Source organism: Microbacterium sp. NPDC058269, from assembly GCF_042881445.1.
In the GTDB taxonomy this organism is placed as follows: domain Bacteria; phylum Actinomycetota; class Actinomycetes; order Actinomycetales; family Microbacteriaceae; genus Microbacterium.
Map to the genome: position 1 here is coordinate 688,917 of NZ_JBHVXT010000003.1, position 18,288 is coordinate 707,204.

The following is an 18,288-nucleotide window of genomic DNA, read 5'->3' on the forward strand; positions in this document are numbered from 1 at the left end:
GATGACGACATCGTCCGCAGAGAAGCGGGTCGTGGTGGAAGCCACACCCGCGGCCCTCGCCACCCGCGTAGCCGACCGATTCCTGACGCGGGTGCGTGCACGCACCCGTAACGGTCGCCTCGCGCACGTCGCCCTCACGGGCGGCTCGATGGGCGGTGCGGTGCTGCGTGCGGCGTCCGAGCACCCGCGAGCGACGGAGATCGACTGGTCGCTCGTGCACTTCTGGTGGGGCGATGAGAGGTTCGTGCCACGTGACGATGCCGACCGCAACTCACTCCAGTCGCGGCAGGCTCTGCTCGACCACGTCCCGGTGCCGGCAGAGAACGTGCACGAAGTCGCCGGTCCCGACAGCGGTCTGACTCTCGACGAGTCCGCAGCGGCGTACGCTGCCGAGCTCGCCCGTTTCGGCACCGATGAGCATCCCTGGCCCTCGTTCGCCGTGTGCTTCCTCGGTGTCGGCCCCGACGGGCACATCGCCTCCCTCTTCCCCGACCGGGAAGAGGTCACGGTGACCGACGCCGCTGTCCTGGCCGTCCGCGACTCTCCGAAGCCGCCGCCCGAGCGCGTCACACTGACCCGCCCCGTGCTCAACTCCTCAAAGCGCGTGTGGCTCGTGCTCACCGGTGCGGACAAGGCGTCGGCTCTAGGCCTCGCTCTCGCGGGAGCGAGCTACACGAGCGTGCCCGCTGCGGGAGCGAAGGGACGCAAGCGCACCGTGTTCTTCGTGGACGAAGCCGCGGCAGCCGAGGTTTCCGTCGATCTGATCGACCAGGCGTACTGAGTCCGCGTCACCGCCGAGTCCGCGTCACCACCGGCGACTGGAGCTGCTCTACGGGCGTTCTGACGAACCGTCGCGCCTCGGAGGAGTCTCCGGGTTCGCCGACCCGGTCGCACGCTCAGGAAGGTCCGTGGCAGGGGGCGTCGACGGACCCGCGTGCTCAGAGTCGCCCTGCACCGATCCAGTCGGAGTGCTGCCTCGCTGGAGCCCCAGATCCTGACTGTCGCTGAGCACCTGAGGGTGGTAGCGGGCCAGACCCACGACGCCCCACACGGCGATGGCTCCCGCGATGGCGAAGATCACGAGCACCCACCACGGCGCGGCCGCGGCTTCACCCAGAACGACCATTCCGATCAGCACCGCGACGAGCGGGTCGACGACGGTGAGCCCGGCGATCACGAGGTCGGGCGGACCCGAGCTGTACGCGGTCTGGACGAAGTATGCGCCGACGGCAGCCGCAGAAACGAGTGCGAGCACGCAGATACCTGTGATCCACTCGAACTGGCCGGCCTCGATGCGCTTGATGACGACCTTGGCGAGAGTGGCGACGAATCCGTACAGGATGCCGGCGCCGATCACGTAGAACAGCGCGCGCATCCGGTGGCGCAGGATGAGCCAGCAGGCTCCGAGGATGATGATGACGACCAGCAGGAGCGCCAGGATCACGAAGAGCTCGCGGTCGGTCACATCCTGCTCGGTCGCATAGATCGCCGCGAAGAAGACGAACAGGAAGATGCCGCCCACACAGGCGACGATCGCGGTGAGCGACTGTTTGGTGGGCGAATGCCCGGAGACACGAGCGTTGAGCAGAGTCGTGATGACGAGAGCGATGGCCCCCAGCGGCTGCACGACGATCAGCGGCGCCTTCACGAGGGCGGCGAGTTGACAGATCACGGCGAGCCCGAGCATGAGCGTGCCGATGAGCCACGACGGACGGGTCAGGAGGCGCTTGAGCTGATCGAAGCTCAGACCCGAAGCGCCGTTGGACCCGCTGAGACGTTCGACTTTCTCGACACCACGGTGCTGGTACTGCGCACCGAGCGACATGAAGACGGCACCGGCGAGGGCGAGGGGAATGCCGAGCAGCAGACCGGGGTTCTGGAACGCGCCGACGAGCTGATCGCCGACGTCCTCGACCGCGTTCATCCACACCCCAGCATTCACAGTACGACCCTACCTGGCCAGTGCCGCCGACTAGGGTTGTGACGTGGCTGTACTTCCGATTCGCATCATGGGCGACCCCGTCTTGCACTCCCCCGCTTCCCCTGTCGACGAGATCACCGAAGACATCCGAACCCTCGTCGCCGACATGTTCGAGACGATGGACACGGCCCCGGGAGTCGGCCTCGCGGCCCCGCAGGTGGGAGTCCCCCTGCGCATCTACACATACGCCTACGTCGATGACGACGACCAGCCGTGGCGCGGCGTCCTGATCAATCCCGTGCTGTGGATGGTTCCTCTCGAACCGGGAGACCCCGACCCCGACCTCGAGTCCGAGGGCTGTCTCTCGTTCCCCGGCGAGCGGTTCCCCCTGCGCCGGTCGGAACGCGTCCACGTGACGGCGACGGATCTCGACGGCCAACCGGTCTCCATCGACGTCGACGGGTGGCGCGCGCGGATCATGCAGCACGAGTTCGATCACCTCGACGGCATCCTGTACGTCGATCGTCTCTCGGACGGAGACTGGAAGACCGTCCAGAAGATCGCCCGCAAGCGTGGGTGGGGACGCCCCGGTGCGAGCTGGATGCCGGGCGTCGACGACCTCGAGGGCTGAGCCGCTCCCAGCCGAACCACAGCATCCTTCAAGTTGCGTCACAGACTCGCCGACGGATAGCGTGTTCGCGGCGGGGGCTTTCGCATGCCTCCACATCACGCTTTCGGAGGGGAAACAAATCATGATGAAGATGCGCACTCGACGTGCTCTGATGCTCGCAGGATCCGCAGTGGCACTCTCGGTCGCCCTGACCGGTTGCGGTGCTCTCAACAGCATTCTCGGCAGCGGTTCCGGCGACGCCAACCGCGACGAGGAGAGTGGCCAGGTCACGGAGAGCGCGAACGTCGACGTCTTCTCCGTCAAGCTCGGCGACTGCATGCTCGACACCGGTTCCGGTACGCTCACCGACGCCAACATCCTCCCGTGCACCGACCCGCACGACCAGGAGGTGTACTACGAGATCACGATGCCGGATGGCGACTTCGCCGACACCGACATCGACACCGCCTCACAGGAGTGCATCGGCGACGCGTACACGACGTTCGTCGGTGTGGGCTACCAGGACTCGGCGCTCGATGTCACCACGCTCGTTCCCACCAAGGAATCGTGGGAGCAGAACAACGACCGTGTGATCCAGTGCATCATCTTCGACCCGGCCGGGCAGACCACCGGTTCGCTGGCCGGCGCCGCGCGCTGACCGACAGCCGCTGAGAAGGGTCCCGCCATCCGGCGGGGCCCTTCTTCGTCTCCGGGATGGATCAGTCGGTCGAGGCGCGCAGAGCGAGCCAGGCGGCCACACGATCGTCAGGATCCGCCAGCGACAGTCCGATCAGGTCCTCGATCCGTCGGATCCGCGCGGCGAGCGTCTGCCGGTGTATCCGCAGCCGCGTGGCACTCTCGCCCCACGCGCTGTTCGTGGCGAGGAAGACGCGCAGGGTCTCGATAAGCTCCGCATGCTGCCCACCGTCTCTCAACGGGTCCAGGAGCCTCCCGATCCGCCGGGTCTGATCCGGATCCAGCTGCCCGAGCACGAACGATACGGTCGGAATCGTCTCGTAGCGGACGACGCGCTCCCCTCCCGCGCGGGCCGTCTCGCATGCCTGACGGGCTTCGTCGATGCTGCGGGCGAGTGCATCCGTCGCGGCCGGACGCCCGAGCCCGAGATACAGCGTCGACGCGAAGGCGCGCGCTCGATGCGCGATCTCGTCCGCATGGTCCTCACGCACGACCCCGCGGATGAGCCCGCGCTGCGCCGCGAAGACGTGCTCCGCCCCGAGCTCATCGAGCCAGAGCGCGAGCAGATGTTCCACGTCGACACCGCTCGTGCGCGAGACCAGGGCGAATCCGACCAGGCTGCGCTCGTGCACGCCCCAGCGCCGGAGGAGACGCGTCGCCTCCTCCCCTCCCTCGAGGACGGTCTCCAGCATCATGGATCGGCCGAGGCGTTCGAGGTGACTGCTGTCTCGCGTGCGCATCAGGAGGTCGAGCAATGCCGCGGCCTGAGAGCTGAGCTCCCTCCCCCGACCGGAGCTGTCGTTGCGGGGAGCCGTGACCAGCTGCGCCGTGACGTCCTGCCCCGGTCCGACCGGATGCACCTGGAGCGCGCGGTGGCGCACCCGCACGGGCCGTCCGACAGCGACCGCGATCGCATCGTCGATGTGCAGGCTCCCCGCTCCTGCGGTCGTGATCACCTCTCCATGGCGGTCGAGGAGCACCGCCCAGCCGTCGATCCGGTGTGCGAGCTCGGCGATGACCCCCGTGATGCCGCTGCGGCGTGCGGCGAGGGTCAGCACGCGCATCGCCGAGGTGATCGCTCTTGCCTCGGCCGCCTGGTCGACGGCGAGCAGCGCGGTCAGAGTCGGCATCAGCAGCTCGCGCGATGCCCCCGCACCGACGACCGCGGTGATGCCGCCCTCATCGAGCGTGCGGCGCACCGCCGGCGTGTCCGCGCTCGTGACCACGACCACGTCCCGGAGCAGGGTGAGCTGGTCCGCGTCGTCGGCGAGATCATCGAGCTGCGCCTCGTCGACGATGACGAGAGTGGTGAAGAGGCGGTCAGTCGAAGCGACGAAAGAGTCGAGAGCGACGACCGAGTTCACATGCCGTGCGCTCGGCACCCCGCCATGCAGCAGCTCGCCTTGGAGGTACCGCGCCACGGAGGCGACATCACGAGCCACCCGTTGATCATACAAAGTGTGAACGCGCGTGATCGCATCCACATATTTGCCGGATGCCCGGCGCTCAGCACTCTCCTAGCATCGTCGACATCCCCTCTCCACCCGAAGGATGTCATGAAAGCTGTTGTCTTCCGCGATCCCCAGTCACCGATCGAGTTCGTCGATGTCGACCTCGCTCCCCCGCGTGCGGGCGAGGTGCGCGTGCGCATCGCCGCCGCCGGCGTGTGCCACTCCGACCTGCACGTGAAGCGCGGCGAGTGGGACGCGGCCGCTCCCCTGGTCATGGGGCACGAGGGTTCCGGTGTCGTCACCGAACTCGGCGAGGGCGTCACGACCCTGGCCGTCGGCGATCATGTCGTCCTCAGCTGGGTGCCGCCGTGCGGCGAGTGCCGCTACTGCCGAGCCGGCCACGAGGCACGCTGCCAGAAGGTCGCGACCGTGGTCGCTCCTCTCGGTGTGCTGTTCGACGGCACCTCTCGCCTCAGCCGCGACGGCGAACCGCTGCACCACTACCTCGGAGTCTCGTCCTTCGCCGAGGAGGTCGTGGTCCCCGCGTCCGGTGCCGTCAAGGTCCGCGACGACGCTCCACTGGATGTCGTCGCCGTCGTCGGCTGCGCCGTGGCGACGGGCGTGGGCGCCGTCCTCAACACGGCAGCGGTCGAGCCCGGTTCCACGGTCGTCGTGATCGGCTGCGGGGGCGTCGGCCTCAACGTCGTTCAAGGTGCACGCCTGGCTGGTGCGGAGCGCATCGTCGCGATCGATGTGCGCCCGGAGAAGACGCAGATGGCGCTGCAGTTCGGCGCGACCGATCGCATCGACGCCTCGCAGGGTGACGCCGTCGCCCAGCTGCGCGAGCTGATCCCCGACGGCGTCGACTACGCGTTCGACGCGATCGGCCGCACATCGACGACCGAGCAGTCCATCCAGATGCTCGGCCTCGGCGGTGCCGCCGTCATCGTCGGGCTTCCTCCCACGGGCGCTCGCGCATCGTTCGAACCGCTCGTCCTCGCAGAAGCCGACCAGCGCATCCTCGGGTCGAACTACGGCTCGGTTCGCCCCTCGATCGACGTTCCGGCGCTCGTTGACCGCTACATGGACGGACAGCTCAAGATCGACCCGCTGATCTCGGGCCGGCGCCCGCTGTCCGAGGCGGCCGCCGCGCTGGACGATCTCGAGACCGGCTCCGCCCTCCGCACACTCCTCATCCCCTGATCGCACGCCCGGGACCCTGCCCTGCGGCTCCCGCCCCCAAAACCCTGAAACCCGAATCCAGGAGAACCATGTCAGACACCGTCGTCGCCCCGCCTGGCGCACCCAAGGATGCCGGTCTTCGCACCGGCGTCATGAGCGGACCAGAACTCGCCGCCCAGGCCATCGCCAACATCGCCCCCAGCGCCGTGATCGCCTTCACCGCGGCCGCCATCTTCCTCGGTGCCGGTAACGGCACCATCTACGCCTTCGCGCTCGCGACCATCGTCATCCTGTGCGTCGGCTACTGCGTGGTCGTGTTCGCCCGCAAGCACGCCTCGGCCGGGTCGCTGTACACCTACGTCTCGAAGGGGCTCGGTCCGTTCGGAGCGTTCCTGGCCGGCGTCACCCTGCTGATCGGCTGCTTCGGCATCGCGGCGGCATCGCTCAGCGGCTCCGTCAGCTACATGGCGCAGTTCCTCCGCATGCTCGGCCTCCCGGCCCAGGGTCTCGGGTGGGACATCGGCCTCGCCATCGCGTTGGGCGGGCTGGCGACGCTGTTCACCATCCGCGGCATCCGGCTGTCCGCTCGGGTCTCGCTCGTGCTCGAACTCGTCTCGGTGGGCATCATCCTCGTGCTCCTGATCGCCGCGCTCGTGTGGGCCGGTCCCGCCGCGTGGGACCCCGCACAGGTGCTCGCGACCGGCTCGTCGTTCCAGGGCGTCGCCTCCGGCATGGTGCTGGGCATCCTGGGCTTCGTCGGCTTCTCCTCGGCCGACGCGCTCGGCCGCGAGGCGAAGGAGCCGTATAAGGCCATCCCGCGCGCGATCATGTGGAGCGCGCTCGGCGTGGGTGTGCTGTACGTCTTCGCCGCGTACACGCAGATCACGGTGCTCGGTGACGACCTCGCCACCTCGTCCAGCCCGCTGGAGAGCATGTCGGCCCTGATCGGCATGCCGAGCTGGTTCGCCGCCGCCCTCACGATCGGGGTCTCGGCCTCGTTCTTCGCCGTCGTCGTCGCTCCCCTCAACGTGATCGGGCGCATCGTCTACGTGATGGGCAAGGAGGGTGTCGTCGCCGAGCGGTTCGGACGCACCCACGAGCAGCATCTGACGCCTCACCGCGTCCTGATCATCGCCGGCGCGGCAGCCGTCACCGTCGACATCGTACTGCTGCTGTCGGGCGCGGCGACCGGCGAGATCCTCGTCTGGGTGAACACCTGGGGCACCTACGGTTACATGGTGGCCTACGCGCTCGTCGCGATCGCCTGCGTGGTCTATACGCAGCGCGCGAAGATGCGCAACGGACTCGTGAAGGTGTGCGCGACCGTCGCCGTCGTCACCATGGCCTACGTGTTCTTCGCGAACGTGTGGCCGGTGCCGGCCTTCCCGTACAACGTGATCCCGTACGTGTTCCTCGTGACGGTCACCCTGGCCCTCACCCGGTACGCCTACCTGGTGCGACGTCGCCCCGAGGTCATCGCCCGCATCGGCAACACCGAGACGAGCGCGATGGAGGGTGTCGGCTGATCCCCTGCCCCGCTGACGAGAGGAGCCCCTTCGACCGAGGGGGCTCCTCTCCTCGCGTCAGGGGTTCGACGTCGGCGGGAACGAGAGAAGCCCCCTCCGTGGAGGGGGCTTCTCTCGTTGGCTCCCCGGCTTGGACTCGAACCAAGAACCTGCCGGTTAACAGCCGGCTGCTCTGCCAATTGAGCTACCGAGGAATGTGCACCGCTGAGCGGGCAACTCGACAAGCTTAGCAAACTCCCGGAGCTGTTCACGACACCGGGGCGCCGTTCCGGGATGCCGGGCGTGTCGGGCTCAGTGGCGCGAATCCGACTCCGCGTTCGGCACCCAGAGCAGGTCCTTGCCCACGCCGCGCGCGACGACGTGTCCGCTGCGGAGCATGAGCGTCTCAGCGTTCAGCTCGCGGATGAAGTCCGCATCGTTGGTGACGAGGAGCGCCGCCATCGACTGCTCCTTGCGTCGACGGGTGATCGCATCGAACACCACAGGCCGCACTTCGAGGTCGAGATTCGCGAGCACCTCGTCGGCGATGAGGACCTTCGGTTCCAGGACGAACGACCGTGCGATCGCCACACGCTGACGCATGCCGGCGCTGAGCTCGTAGGGGAACTTCGCCGCCGTGCCGAGCGGGAGGTGCAGCTCGTCGAGCAGCGTGGCCACGCGGATCGAGAGCGCCTTCGTGTTCACCCGGCGCTCGCGGATGAGGATCGGCTCCGCGATCACCTCGTTCACCGTCAGCCGCGGAGGCAGGTCGGCGCCAGCACCCTGCGGCACGAATCCGGTGCGATAGGTGAGGATCCGGTGCTTGCGGCCCGGTCGGCGCACGTCGACACCGCACACCTGAGCGCGCCCGCCGACGACCTTGACCGAGGGATCGGTGGAGCCGGCGAGAGCGGCGACCAGCGTCGACTTGCCGGACCCGGTGGGACCGGCGACGCAGATGAGCTCGCCGGGAGCGAGGGAGAACGTGACGCCGTCGACGGCTCGCGTCGGTATCCCGTGGCCGATGCGGTCGATCACCAGATCAGAGCAATCGATCGCGTTCGTGGATTCGGGCCTGCGGGACATGACTCCATCCTGCCCTCTGCACGATGCCGGTCGGCGTTACGACTCGGCGAAGCGTTGACGCTCTGCGTCGATGTCGCGCAGACGCATCCGCAGCGCGCGACCGCCGTCGGACTCCGCGGGCACGCGCTGCACCGCACCCAGGAGCTCCTGCTTCTCACGCTCGAGCTGGCGGAGGACGAGGCGGCGGGTGAGGTCGGCCACGGTGGCGACGGCGCGCTCCTCGTCGCGGGCGGGGAACGGCGTCATCAGCAGTTCCCCCGCGAGCGAGCGATAAGGCTCACGGACGCTGTTCACCGCCTCCGTCACCCATCCGGCCCTGGTGCGATCGGGAGCCGCGGCGACGGCCTCGCGCACGGCGTCCAGACCGGGAGTCCGGAACGGGGCCTCCAGAGCCCGGTTGAGGAGGGCCTGATCCACCTGGTGCCCGTACTGCAGGGCACCCATCAGCGCGTCGCGTTCGACCGCGACATCAGGGCTGCGCGGCAGGCTCGCCAGGGTGACCGGAGCGACGACGGGAGCGCCCGTCACCGCGTCGATCAACGGAGCCTCCCGACGCACCTGCTGCGGAGCCGACGCCCCGCGTGCCGCGCGTTCGACCTCGCTGCGCACCTCAGTGGGGTCCATCCCGAGCCGACGCGCCAGCACGCGCTCGTACCCTGGGCGAAGGAGCTGGTCGCGGATCTCAGCCACGATGGGAGCGGCCGCCCGCAGCGCGCCGACGCGCCCCTCGACGGTGGAGAGGTCGAAGCCGCCGAGCTTGCGGTCGATCGCGAACTCGAACATCGGCTGCTTGGTGTCCATCAGGCCGCGAACAGCCGCGTCTCCCCGCTGGAGTCGCAGGTCGCAGGGGTCCATGCCGTCGGGAGCGACGGCGACGAACGTCTGCGCGTTGAACCGGTCGTCTTCCGTGAACGCCCGCAACGCCGCCTTCTGTCCCGCCTCGTCACCGTCGAACGTGAAGACGACCTCCCCCGATGCGTTGTCGTCGCCCATCACCCGGCGCAGCACCTTGATGTGCTCGGTGCCGAAGGCCGTGCCACAGGTCGCGATCGCCGTCGTGAGGCCGGCGAGGTGACAGGCCATCACGTCGGTGTACCCCTCGACCACGACGACCCGGCGAGGATCACCGCGAGCGATGTCGCGCTTGGCGAGGTCGAGTCCGTAGAGCACCTGCGCCTTCTTGTAGATCGGCGTCTCCGGGGTGTTCAGATACTTCGGACCCTGGTCGTCGTCGAAGAGCTTGCGTGCGCCGAATCCGATGGTCTGTCCGGAGACATCGCGGATCGGCCACACCAGGCGCCCGCGGAATCGGTCGTAGACACCACGCTGCCCCGTGGAGACGAGGCCGGCGTTGCTGAGCTCTTCGCGCGTGAACCCCTGCGCGGTGAGCGCCTTGAGCATCCCGTCCCAGCCGCGCGGGGCGAAGCCGACTCCGAAATGCGCCGCAGCTCCGGCATCGAATCCGCGCTCTCCGAGGAAGCGTCGCCCGGCCTCGGCGTCGGGAGTGAGCAACTGTGCACGGAAGAACTCCGCCGCCGCGGTGTTGGCCGCGTACAGCCGGCTGCGGCCGCTCGTCTCGGGAGCGGCTCCCCCGTCTTCGTAGTGCAACGTGTACCCGATGCGTCCCGCGAGACGCTCGACCGCCTCGGTGAAACTGACGTGGTCCATCTCCCGCAGGAACGAGTACACGTCACCCGACTCGCCGCAGCCGAAGCAGTGGTAGTACCCCACCTGCTGGCGCACATGGAAGCTCGGGCTCTTCTCATCGTGGAAAGGGCACAGCCCCTTGAGGGACCCGACGCCGGCCGACTTGAGAGCGACACGCTCCCCGATGATGTCGGCGATGTTCGTCCGCGCCTTCACCTCGTCGACATCGGCCTGCAGGATCCGCGGCATCAGTGCGCCCTTTCGGCGACGGGCTGCCGCTCGGCGTGCGCCTGCGCGCCAGGACGGGCGTGACGGGGAGTCCAGATCCCGACTTCGGCCGGATCGATCTCGCCGACGAGGCGGTTGTGCCAGTCGATGGCGCTCTGGTCGGTGAGGCTCGCGATCTGATCCACCACGACCCTGGCGCGTTCGGCATCGTTCTCCGCCGCGATGAAGTCCGCGGCGAATGCGGGCTCGAGCACATCGGAGCCGGCTGACCACAGCGCGTCGGTCGACCAGAGCGCGTCGGCGAGTCGCTTCAGCACGCGCCGCTGCTCCTTGTAGACGCCCTTGCGGGCTTCGATCGTGACGATCGCCTGCCCCATGATGCCCTTGAGGACGGCGATCTCGACCTCGATCACCCGCGGGACGATGACGTGGGCGTTGTAGCGGACCAGGGCCGTCGTTCCGTAGGCCTCCTTGGTGGCGGAGACCGAGGCTGGGGCGAATCGTCCGATCAGGTCGCTCGTCAGGTTCTTGAGACGCGCGAGAGCCTGGCGGGAGCGATCGAAGGACGAGAGCCACATGGGCTGCGACGCGAGGCGGTAGAGCGCGTCGGCGAGCTCGTCGCGGGTGAAGTCGTACCCCACCCACTGCTGGATGCGTCCGACGAGGGCGTCGTGCTGGCGCGGGTCGGCGAGCTGAGCGACGTCGACATACCCGTTGACGATCGCGTCTTCGAAGTCGTGCACCGAGTAGGCGATGTCGTCGGAGAGGTCCATGATCTCGGCTTCGATGCACCGGAGCCGCCCGGGCGCGCCCTCGCGCATCCAACGGAATACCGCCTCGTCCTCGGGGTACACGCCGAACTTCAGGCGTCCACCGGGGTCGGGCACAGGGCTGTCGACCGTCCACGGGTACTTGCATGTCGCGTCGAGGCTGGCACGGGTCAGGTTCAGGCCGACCGAGCGGTCATCGTCGTCGAGAACCTTCGCCTCGAGTCGGGAGAGGATGCGCAGGGACTGGGCGTTCCCCTCGAAGCCGCCGATGGGCTCGGCCCATTCGTTGAGTGCGCGCTCGCCGTTGTGACCGAAGGGAGGGTGCCCCAGGTCGTGGCTGAGGCATGCGGTGTCGACGACATCGGCCGAGACGTCGAGGGCGACGGCGAGCTCCCGCCCGACCTGCGCGACCTCGAGGGAATGCGTCAGGCGATTGCGCGCGAAATCGGCCGTGCTGGCGGGGCTGAGCACCTGCGTCTTCGCCGCGAGCCGACGCAGCGCTGCGGAGTGCAGCACGCGCGCGCGGTCGCGGGCGAAGTCGTTGCGCTCGGATCGATGGGTCTCGGCGAAGAAGCGCTCGGCGTCACGCGCGTCGTAGCCGTCGGCGCGCAGGCCGACCTGGGGGTCAACCGCCACTGTTCTCGATCTCCGCTCCACGCATCATCTCGGAGGCGGACGACGCGAGCTCTCGCGACTCCAGCCACTTGTCCGGCAGTGCCGTCCGTTTGGGGTGTCCTGACCGACCGCGCTGGCCTTCGGCATCCGCGCCAGGATACGGCGCCGTGTGATCGAGCCGCCCGAGGAAGTCGTCGATCTCCGCGAGGCTGGATGCGGTCGCGAGTCCTGTGCGGATGTCTCCGCCGACCGGGTAACCCTTGAAATACCACGACACGTGCTTGCGCACATCGCGGCATCCGCGGTCCTCGTCCTCGAAGAACTCGACGAGCAGCTCGGCGTGACGCCGGAATGCGCTCGCAACGAAGCCGAGTGTCGCATCGACCGTCTTGCCCTCGCCTCCGAAAGCCGTGGCCAGCTCACCGAACAGCCACGGGCGTCCGAGGCAGCCGCGCCCGACCACGACGCCGTCGCAGTCGGTCTGGGCCATCATGCGCACCGCGTCGTCGGCCGACCAGATGTCGCCGTTGCCGAGCACCGGGATGCTCGTGACAGCCTGCTTGAGCTCGCCGATGGCGTTCCAGTCGGCGAAGCCGGAGTAGAACTCGCCCGCCGTACGCGCATGCAGCGCGACCGCGGCCGCCCCCGCGTCCTCGGCGGCTCGACCGGCGTCGAGGAACGTCAGGTGGTCCTTGTCGATGCCCTTGCGCATCTTCACCGTGAGCGGCACGTCGCCCGCCGCTTTGACGGCCTGGTCGACGATGTCGGCGAAGAGCTTCGACTTCCATGGCAGCGCCGCTCCCCCACCACGACGCGTGACCTTCGGCACGGGGCATCCGAAGTTGAGGTCGATGTGGTCGGCGTGGTCCTCGGCGACGATGATCCGCACGGCCTCGGCGATGGTCTTCGGGTCGACGCCGTAGAGCTGGATCGACCGCGGCGTCTCCGACTCGTGGTGGCGGATCAGCCGCATCGTGGTCTCGTTGCGCTCGACGAGGGCACGTGAGGTGATCATCTCGCTCACGTAGAGGCCGGCGCCGTACTCACGGCACAGACGCCGGAAGGCGGTGTTGGTGATCCCCGCCATGGGTGCGAGGACGACCGGCACGTCGAGATCGATCGGACCGATGCGAAGGGGGCGGGCGGGGGCGGTGGCGAGAGTCATGTCCCCTCTATTCTCCCAGACGCGGAGCCGGGAGGGATGCTGCGATCTAAGCTGTGAATATGACCGATTCCGCGCTCCGCACGATCCCGTTCACCGACGCGAAGGGCGAGGAGAAGACGCTCGACGATCTCGGCGCCGACGTGGTGCTGGTCGTGAACGTCGCCTCGAAGTGCGGGCTCACTCCCCAGTACGAGCAGCTCGAGGAGTTGCAGCGCTTGTACGGCGACCGCGGATTCACCGTCGTCGGCTTCCCGTGCAACCAGTTCTTCGGCCAGGAGCCGGGCTCGGTGGACGACATCCTCGAGTTCTGCTCGACGACCTACGGCGTCACCTTCCCGGTGAACGACAAGGTGAAGGTCAACGGCAAGAACGCCTCCGAGCTGTACAAGGCGCTCAAGGAGACGCCGGACGCCGGGGGCAAGGCCGGCCGCGTCGAGTGGAACTTCGAGAAGTTCCTCGTGCTGCCGGACGGAGACGTCCTGCGCTTCCGCCCGAAGCAGAAGCCGGACGCCCCCGAGATCGTCAGCGCGATCGAAGCAGCACTGACCCGTTAGGCGGCGCGCCCCCGTCAGACAGCGGCGTTCTCCGCCTCCGGCTCTGCGCGCTTCGACCAGAGATCGCGGAGCACGTTCTCGAACGCGGCGGGCGGTTGCGCACCGCTGATGCCGTACTGACCGTCGACGACGAAGAACGGCACGCCCTGGATGCCGTAGGCGCGAGCCTGGGCCTGGTCCTGGCGAACGGCCGCAAGGTACTGCTCACTCTCGAGCGCGGCACGAGCGCGGTCGGCGTCGAGGCCGACCTCGACCGCGAGCTCGACGAGGTCATCGATGCGCCCGACGTGCTTGCCCTCGGTGAAGTAGGCGGACATCAGCCGCTCCTCCATCTCGTGCTGAAGCCCCTCGGCCTTGGCGAAGTGCAGCAGCTCGTGCGCCTTCACCGTGTTGGTGTGCTGCAGCAGATCGAAGCGGTACTCGAGCCCTGCGTTCGCGGCCACGCCGGTCACGTTCGACAGCATCTGCTCGACCTGCTCGCGCGGCATGCCCTTGTGTCCGGCGAGGAAGTCGATCTCGTCGCCGTCGAAGTCGACGGGAGTGTCAGGCGAGAGCTCGAACGAGTGGAAGGTGATGTTGACCTGCGGTGCGTCCTCATCGGCCGCCACCGCTTCGAGACCCTTCTCGAGGTTGCGCTTGCCGATGTAGCACCACGGGCAGGCGATGTCGGACCAGATGTCGATGGAGATGGGTTCAGTCACACTTTCATCCAACCGCATGCGCCTGTGAGCTATTCCGTGGCCTGGCGGACCGGCGGATAGGATTCTCGGATGCTCTCCGTCGACGATCCGCTGCCGTTCGTCCCGGAGCGAGTCCTGGTGGCCGGCGTCTCCGGGTCGGGGAAGACCACCCTGTCAGGTCGCATCGGCGCCGAATGGAGTCTCCGTCACATCGAGATCGACGCGCTGTTCCACGGCCCGAACTGGACGCCGCGGCCGGAGTTCCTCGACGACGTGCGCGCATTCGCCGCCGACGATCGCTGGATCACCGAGTGGCAGTACACGAGCAAGGGAACCGACGAGATCCTCGCGCCTCGCGCCCAGCTCGTCCTCTGGCTGGACTACCCCTACCGGGTGGTGCGCGGCCGCTTGATCAGGCGAACCCTGGCCCGAGGGATCCTGCGACGAGAGCTCTGGAACGGCAACCGCGAGAAGGGGCCGTGGAACCTGCTCAACCGCGATCCCGAGGAGAACATCCTCGCGTGGCAGAGGGCGACGCTGCACAAGTGGGCGGAGCGCTTCCCCGAATTGCAGGAGCGCTTCCCGCACCTGACGGTCGTGCGCCTGCGGCATCCACGGGAGGCGGAGCGGTGGCTCCGGGCTCAGGCCGGGGCGTCGGGCGTGTCGATCGCGCCGCCGAAGCGCCGGTCACGCGAGAGGTAGATCCCGATCGCCCGCCACAGCTCCTCGCGCGAGAAGTCCGGCCACAGCGTGTCGAGGAACACCATCTCGGCGTAGGCCGACTCCCACAGCAGGAAGTTCGAGGTGCGTTGCTCCCCCGAGCTGCGCAGGAACAGGTCGACGTCCGGCATGTCGGGCACGTACAGATTCCGGCGGATCATCTTCTCGGTGATCGCCTTTGGCTTCACGCGCCCGGCGGCGACGTCTTCGGCGATGGCCCGCATCGCGTCCACGAGCTCGACCCTGCCGCCGTAGTTCACGCACATCGTGAGGGTGAGCACATCGTTGCCACGCGTCAGCTGCTCGGCGTGCTGCAGCTCCTTGATGACGCTTCCCCACAACCGCGGCTTGCGGCCGGCCCAGCGGATGCGCACTCCCCATTCGTTGAGCTGGTCACGGCGGCGGTGCAGCACGTCGCGGTTGTAGCCCATGAGGAAGCGGACCTCTTCCGGAGATCGTGCCCAGTTCTCCGTGGAGAAGGCGTACACCGAGAGGTGCTTCACGCCCGCCTGGATCGCGCCGGCGACCACGTCGAGCAGCACCTCCTCGCCCGCCTTGTGGCCTTCGATGCGGTTGAGACCGCGGCGGTTGGCCCAGCGGCCGTTGCCGTCCATCACGATCGCGACGTGCTCGGGCACTGCCCGGAATGCGGGCGGGCGCACGCCCGTCCAGTCCAGGGGGCGATAGGCCACGGCGTCTTTGTGCGTGTACGGCTTCGGGCTCACCGTTCTCCTCCTGAGGTGATGTCGGACACGTGGGCGAGCGAGCGGATGCCGCGCTCCAGGTGCCATTGGGCGTAGGCGGAGACGAGTCCGGACGCAGCGGCGGTGTCGGCGTGTGGAGCGGCGTCGATCACGTCCCACTCCCCCGCGATGAGAGATCGGAGCAGGCCCAGGGTCTTCTCGGCGACGCGCGGGCTGCCGGCGGGGGCGCAGTTCTGGCACACCACGCCGCCCAGCTGCGCGACGAACCGCGAGTGCGGCCCGGGTGTGCCGCACCGTGCGCACTCGTCGAGCGAGGGCGCCCACCCCGACAGCGACATCACGCGCAGCAGATACGAGTCGAGGATGCTCCGGGCGACATGCTCTCCGCGAGACAGCGCCCGCAGTCCGCCGACGAGGAGCAGATACTGATCGGGGGTCGCCTCGGCGTCACTCAGACGATCCGCCGTCTCGACCATGGCGTTCGCCGCGGTGAAGCGGTCGTAGTGCGCGGCGATGTCGGTTCCGTAAGAGCCGAGCGACTCGGCCTGCTGCACGATGTCGAGGGAGCGTCCCTGATAGAGCTGCACGTCGGCGACCATGAACGGCTCGAGTCTGGCACCGAATTTCGACGACGTCCGGCGCACGCCCTTCGCCACCGCGCGGACCTTGCCATGACGGCGCGAGAGCATCGTGACGATGCGATCCGCCTCACCGAGTTTGTGGGTGCGCAGGATCACCGCTTCGTCTCGATAGGTGGGCACCCTTCGATTATCCTCCGTGCGCGAGAATGGACGCGTGACCGAACCGCTCTTCACCATTCCGCTGTGGGCGGACCTGCTCGGCGTCGGCCTCGGCGGAGTCCAGGGCGCGATGTTCGCATCGGGGTTCCAGGGCCAGCGTCGGCTCGACTGGCTCGGGGTCGCGATCATCGGCATCATGATCGGGATGGGCGGTGGTCTGATCCGCGACATCCTGCTCGGGCAGACTCCCGCGACGCTCCAGAACCAGTGGTACCTGGTGACCGCGGGCGGGGCCGCTCTCCTCGGGATGCTGCTGGCAGGACTCTTCACCCGTCTGAACACGGCGATCGTGGTGCTCGACGCCGTGGTGATCGGCATGTTCGGCGCCTTCGGCACGAGCAAGGCCCTCGCGTTCGGGATCCCCGAGGTACCGGCGGTCTTCATCGGGGTCTGCGCCGCGGTCGGCGGCAGCGTGCTCCGCGACATGCTGATGGGTCTGCCGACCGCGATCATGCACGTCGGCTCGTTGTATGCGGTCGCCGCCGGCGCAGGGTGCACATTCATCGTGATCGCCGTGGCGCTGGGAATGCCCATCACCATCGCCGCCGTCGTCGGCATCGCCGTGACGACGGTGATCCGCATCCTCGCCGTGACGTTCGACGTCTCCCTGCCGGAGCAGCGCCGCATCTACCGCCGCAAGGTCGCCGCCGAGACCGGCGCCATCGCGATCGTGAAGCCCAGCGCCGAACTCTGAGACGCACGGGCGCACCCGCTCAGCGCCCTCACGAGTCCGAGATGATGCCGGCCAGCCCGTCGATCACGCGCGCGAGCCCGAACTCCCACGCGACGTCGGCGTCATAGGGTCCATCCATCGCCTCGCCGGCCGCCCGCCCGACGGACTGCGCGAGAGGGAAGCCCTCGCCGAGGTACCGTGTCAGCCGCGGGCCGGCCTCGGCCCAGAACGGTCCGAACTGCTCCCGTTCGGCACTCTCGCGCATTCTCGCCCCAGTCGCCCTGACGAAGTCGAGCACGAAGGACAGCGCTGCATCGCGTTGGACATCGGACAGGCCGACGTCATCGAATGCGTGAAGCTCGCGGTCGTACTTCGCGATGGTGCCGGGTCCCGCCACGATGCGCGGGTCGTCGATGTCCAGCAACCACGGGTGCGCACACAGCAGAGCGAGGTTGTCCGCGGCCACACCACGCACGCGAGCGCGCCATCCTGGCCCGTCGACGGGACTCCCGACCATCCGTGCATGCGTCTCGTCGACCATCAGCGCCCGCAGGTCGTCGCGGCTGTTGACGTGCGTGTAGATCGACATCGCGGTGAGCTCGAGCGACTGTGCGAGTGCGCGGATGGTCACGTGGTCGAGGCCGTCGGCGTCGGCCAGTTCGACGGCCCGCGCCACCACCTCATCGGTCGAGTGCCGGGAACGCGGCCCCCGGCGGCCTTCGGCGACGGCGGTCTCCTCTTTGCGCCAGAGCAGATCGACGAGATTCTTCGCCATTTCGGAATATCCTCCCTACGGCACGACTTAACTCTCTACGTTGTACGTAGTTTAGGACAGGAGAGACCGTGAACATCACCCAGACCGCCATCTCGCTCAACGTCCCTGACGTCGCCGCCTCGGCGTCTTTCGCGAAAACACACTTCGGATTCGAGGAGGCGATGTCCGCTGAGGGCTTCGTCTCGCTGCAGCATCCCGGTTCGCCGCCGAACGTCATCTTCCTCGAGACCGGGCTGAGCACCTTCCGCCCGCGGGAGGTCGCCGGCTCCGCGGGCGAAGGCACGCTGCTCGTGTTCGTCGTGGACGACATCGACGGCGACTTCGCGCGCATCGCCGACGCCGGGGCGCGGGTCGTCACTCCCCCGGAGACCGAGCCGTGGGGAGAGCGCTTCTGCCAGTTCGCCGATCCGAACGGGCTCATCTGGCAGCTGGTGCAGTGGGTCGAATGACCCTCTGACGACGACGCTCGCGCTTTCAGACGACCGCGGCCGGATTCCACGTGGGAT

Annotated in this window: 19 protein-coding genes and 1 tRNA gene; 9 read left to right on the plus strand and 11 right to left on the minus strand. The window is 68.2% G+C overall.

Translation table 11 applies throughout. The features are described 5' to 3' along the window. Window position 1: 1 nt before the first annotated feature. Window positions 2-781, plus strand: coding sequence for a 6-phosphogluconolactonase (pgl, locus tag ACFVWL_RS16915; RefSeq protein WP_387185197.1), 780 nt, complete (start codon window positions 2-4; stop codon window positions 779-781). Between the two features lie 48 nt (window positions 782-829). On the opposite strand, the gene ACFVWL_RS16920 is transcribed toward pgl, so the two are convergent. After that, window positions 830-1,924 carry a DMT family transporter gene (locus tag ACFVWL_RS16920; protein WP_387185351.1) on the minus strand — a complete coding sequence of 365 codons (1,095 nt, stop codon included), beginning with the start codon at window positions 1,922-1,924 and terminating at the stop codon, window positions 830-832. Window positions 1,925-1,985: 61 nt separating this feature from the next. Here ACFVWL_RS16920 and def point away from each other — a divergent pair, with 61 nt between their 5' ends. Both def and ACFVWL_RS16930 read left to right on the plus strand, forming a co-directional pair. Further along, window positions 1,986-2,552, plus strand: coding sequence for a peptide deformylase (gene def, locus ACFVWL_RS16925; protein WP_387185199.1), 567 nt, complete (start codon window positions 1,986-1,988; stop codon window positions 2,550-2,552). A gap of 130 nt (window positions 2,553-2,682) precedes the next feature. After that, window positions 2,683-3,189, plus strand: coding sequence for a hypothetical protein (locus ACFVWL_RS16930; RefSeq protein WP_387185202.1), 507 nt, complete (start codon window positions 2,683-2,685; stop codon window positions 3,187-3,189). A 61-nt stretch (window positions 3,190-3,250) separates the two neighbouring features. On the opposite strand, the gene ACFVWL_RS16935 is transcribed toward ACFVWL_RS16930, so the two are convergent. Further along, a complete protein-coding gene (locus ACFVWL_RS16935; protein WP_387185204.1) occupies window positions 3,251-4,669 on the minus strand; it encodes a PucR family transcriptional regulator in 1,419 nt (472 codons plus the stop codon). Between the two features lie 114 nt (window positions 4,670-4,783). Here ACFVWL_RS16935 and ACFVWL_RS16940 point away from each other — a divergent pair, with 114 nt between their 5' ends. Further along, window positions 4,784-5,881 carry an alcohol dehydrogenase catalytic domain-containing protein gene (locus ACFVWL_RS16940; RefSeq protein ID WP_387185206.1) on the plus strand — a complete coding sequence of 366 codons (1,098 nt, stop codon included), beginning with the start codon at window positions 4,784-4,786 and terminating at the stop codon, window positions 5,879-5,881. Window positions 5,882-5,949: 68 nt separating this feature from the next. Further along, window positions 5,950-7,386 (plus strand): APC family permease, encoded by a 1,437-nt coding sequence (locus ACFVWL_RS16945; protein WP_387185209.1) that lies wholly within the window; start codon window positions 5,950-5,952, stop codon window positions 7,384-7,386. 118 nt (window positions 7,387-7,504) lie between these two features. Here ACFVWL_RS16945 and ACFVWL_RS16950 read toward each other — a convergent pair. The 5 genes from ACFVWL_RS16950 to dusB all read right to left on the minus strand — a co-directional run bounded on the left by ACFVWL_RS16950 (window position 7,505) and on the right by dusB (window position 12,876). Next, a tRNA-Asn gene (locus ACFVWL_RS16950) sits at window positions 7,505-7,580 on the minus strand. Between the two features lie 97 nt (window positions 7,581-7,677). Next, window positions 7,678-8,451 carry an ATP-binding cassette domain-containing protein gene (locus ACFVWL_RS16955; RefSeq protein WP_387185212.1) on the minus strand — a complete coding sequence of 258 codons (774 nt, stop codon included), beginning with the start codon at window positions 8,449-8,451 and terminating at the stop codon, window positions 7,678-7,680. A 36-nt stretch (window positions 8,452-8,487) separates the two neighbouring features. Continuing rightward, a complete protein-coding gene (gene dnaG, locus ACFVWL_RS16960; RefSeq protein ID WP_387185214.1) occupies window positions 8,488-10,347 on the minus strand; it encodes a DNA primase in 1,860 nt (619 codons plus the stop codon). After that, on the minus strand, window positions 10,347-11,732 hold the full coding sequence (locus ACFVWL_RS16965) for a deoxyguanosinetriphosphate triphosphohydrolase (RefSeq protein WP_387185217.1): 1,386 nt from the start codon (window positions 11,730-11,732) through the stop codon (window positions 10,347-10,349). Before ACFVWL_RS16965 ends, dnaG begins: the two co-directional genes overlap by 1 nt. Continuing rightward, entirely contained in the window at window positions 11,722-12,876 is a 1,155-nt protein-coding gene (gene dusB / locus ACFVWL_RS16970; protein WP_387185220.1) for a tRNA dihydrouridine synthase DusB, read from the minus strand. The genes ACFVWL_RS16965 and dusB overlap by 11 nt, the downstream gene beginning before the upstream one ends. A 59-nt stretch (window positions 12,877-12,935) precedes the next feature. Here dusB and ACFVWL_RS16975 point away from each other — a divergent pair, with 59 nt between their 5' ends. Next, window positions 12,936-13,430: a glutathione peroxidase gene (locus ACFVWL_RS16975; RefSeq protein ID WP_387185223.1), complete on the plus strand. Its 495-nt coding sequence runs from the start codon at window positions 12,936-12,938 to the stop codon at window positions 13,428-13,430. Between the two features lie 14 nt (window positions 13,431-13,444). Here ACFVWL_RS16975 and ACFVWL_RS16980 read toward each other — a convergent pair whose 3' ends face one another. Then, window positions 13,445-14,131, minus strand: coding sequence for a DsbA family protein (locus ACFVWL_RS16980; RefSeq protein WP_387185226.1), 687 nt, complete (start codon window positions 14,129-14,131; stop codon window positions 13,445-13,447). A 69-nt stretch (window positions 14,132-14,200) separates the two neighbouring features. On the opposite strand from ACFVWL_RS16980, the gene ACFVWL_RS16985 reads away from it, so the two are divergent. Further along, a complete protein-coding gene (locus tag ACFVWL_RS16985; protein WP_387185228.1) occupies window positions 14,201-14,812 on the plus strand; it encodes an AAA family ATPase in 612 nt (203 codons plus the stop codon). On the opposite strand, the gene ACFVWL_RS16990 is transcribed toward ACFVWL_RS16985, so the two are convergent. Together ACFVWL_RS16990 and recO are read right to left on the minus strand one after the other, a co-directional pair. Next, window positions 14,752-15,555, minus strand: coding sequence for an isoprenyl transferase (locus ACFVWL_RS16990; protein WP_387185231.1), 804 nt, complete (start codon window positions 15,553-15,555; stop codon window positions 14,752-14,754). The genes ACFVWL_RS16985 and ACFVWL_RS16990 overlap by 61 nt on opposite strands. Beyond that, window positions 15,552-16,295: a DNA repair protein RecO gene (gene recO / locus ACFVWL_RS16995; protein ID WP_055867697.1), complete on the minus strand. Its 744-nt coding sequence runs from the start codon at window positions 16,293-16,295 to the stop codon at window positions 15,552-15,554. Before recO ends, ACFVWL_RS16990 begins: the two co-directional genes overlap by 4 nt. A gap of 34 nt (window positions 16,296-16,329) precedes the next feature. Between recO and ACFVWL_RS17000 the strand changes: the two genes are divergently transcribed. Continuing rightward, a complete protein-coding gene (locus ACFVWL_RS17000) occupies window positions 16,330-17,028 on the plus strand; it encodes a trimeric intracellular cation channel family protein (protein ID WP_387185235.1) in 699 nt (232 codons plus the stop codon). A gap of 28 nt (window positions 17,029-17,056) precedes the next feature. Here the strand turns inward: ACFVWL_RS17000 and ACFVWL_RS17005 are convergent, their stop codons facing one another. Then, complete coding sequence (locus tag ACFVWL_RS17005; protein WP_387185238.1) at window positions 17,057-17,782, minus strand: TetR/AcrR family transcriptional regulator; 726 nt, start codon at window positions 17,780-17,782, stop codon at window positions 17,057-17,059. A 68-nt stretch (window positions 17,783-17,850) separates the two neighbouring features. Here ACFVWL_RS17005 and ACFVWL_RS17010 point away from each other — a divergent pair, with 68 nt between their 5' ends. Further along, entirely contained in the window at window positions 17,851-18,231 is a 381-nt protein-coding gene (locus tag ACFVWL_RS17010) for a VOC family protein (RefSeq protein WP_387185241.1), read from the plus strand. The last annotated feature ends 57 nt before the right edge of the window (window positions 18,232-18,288 follow it).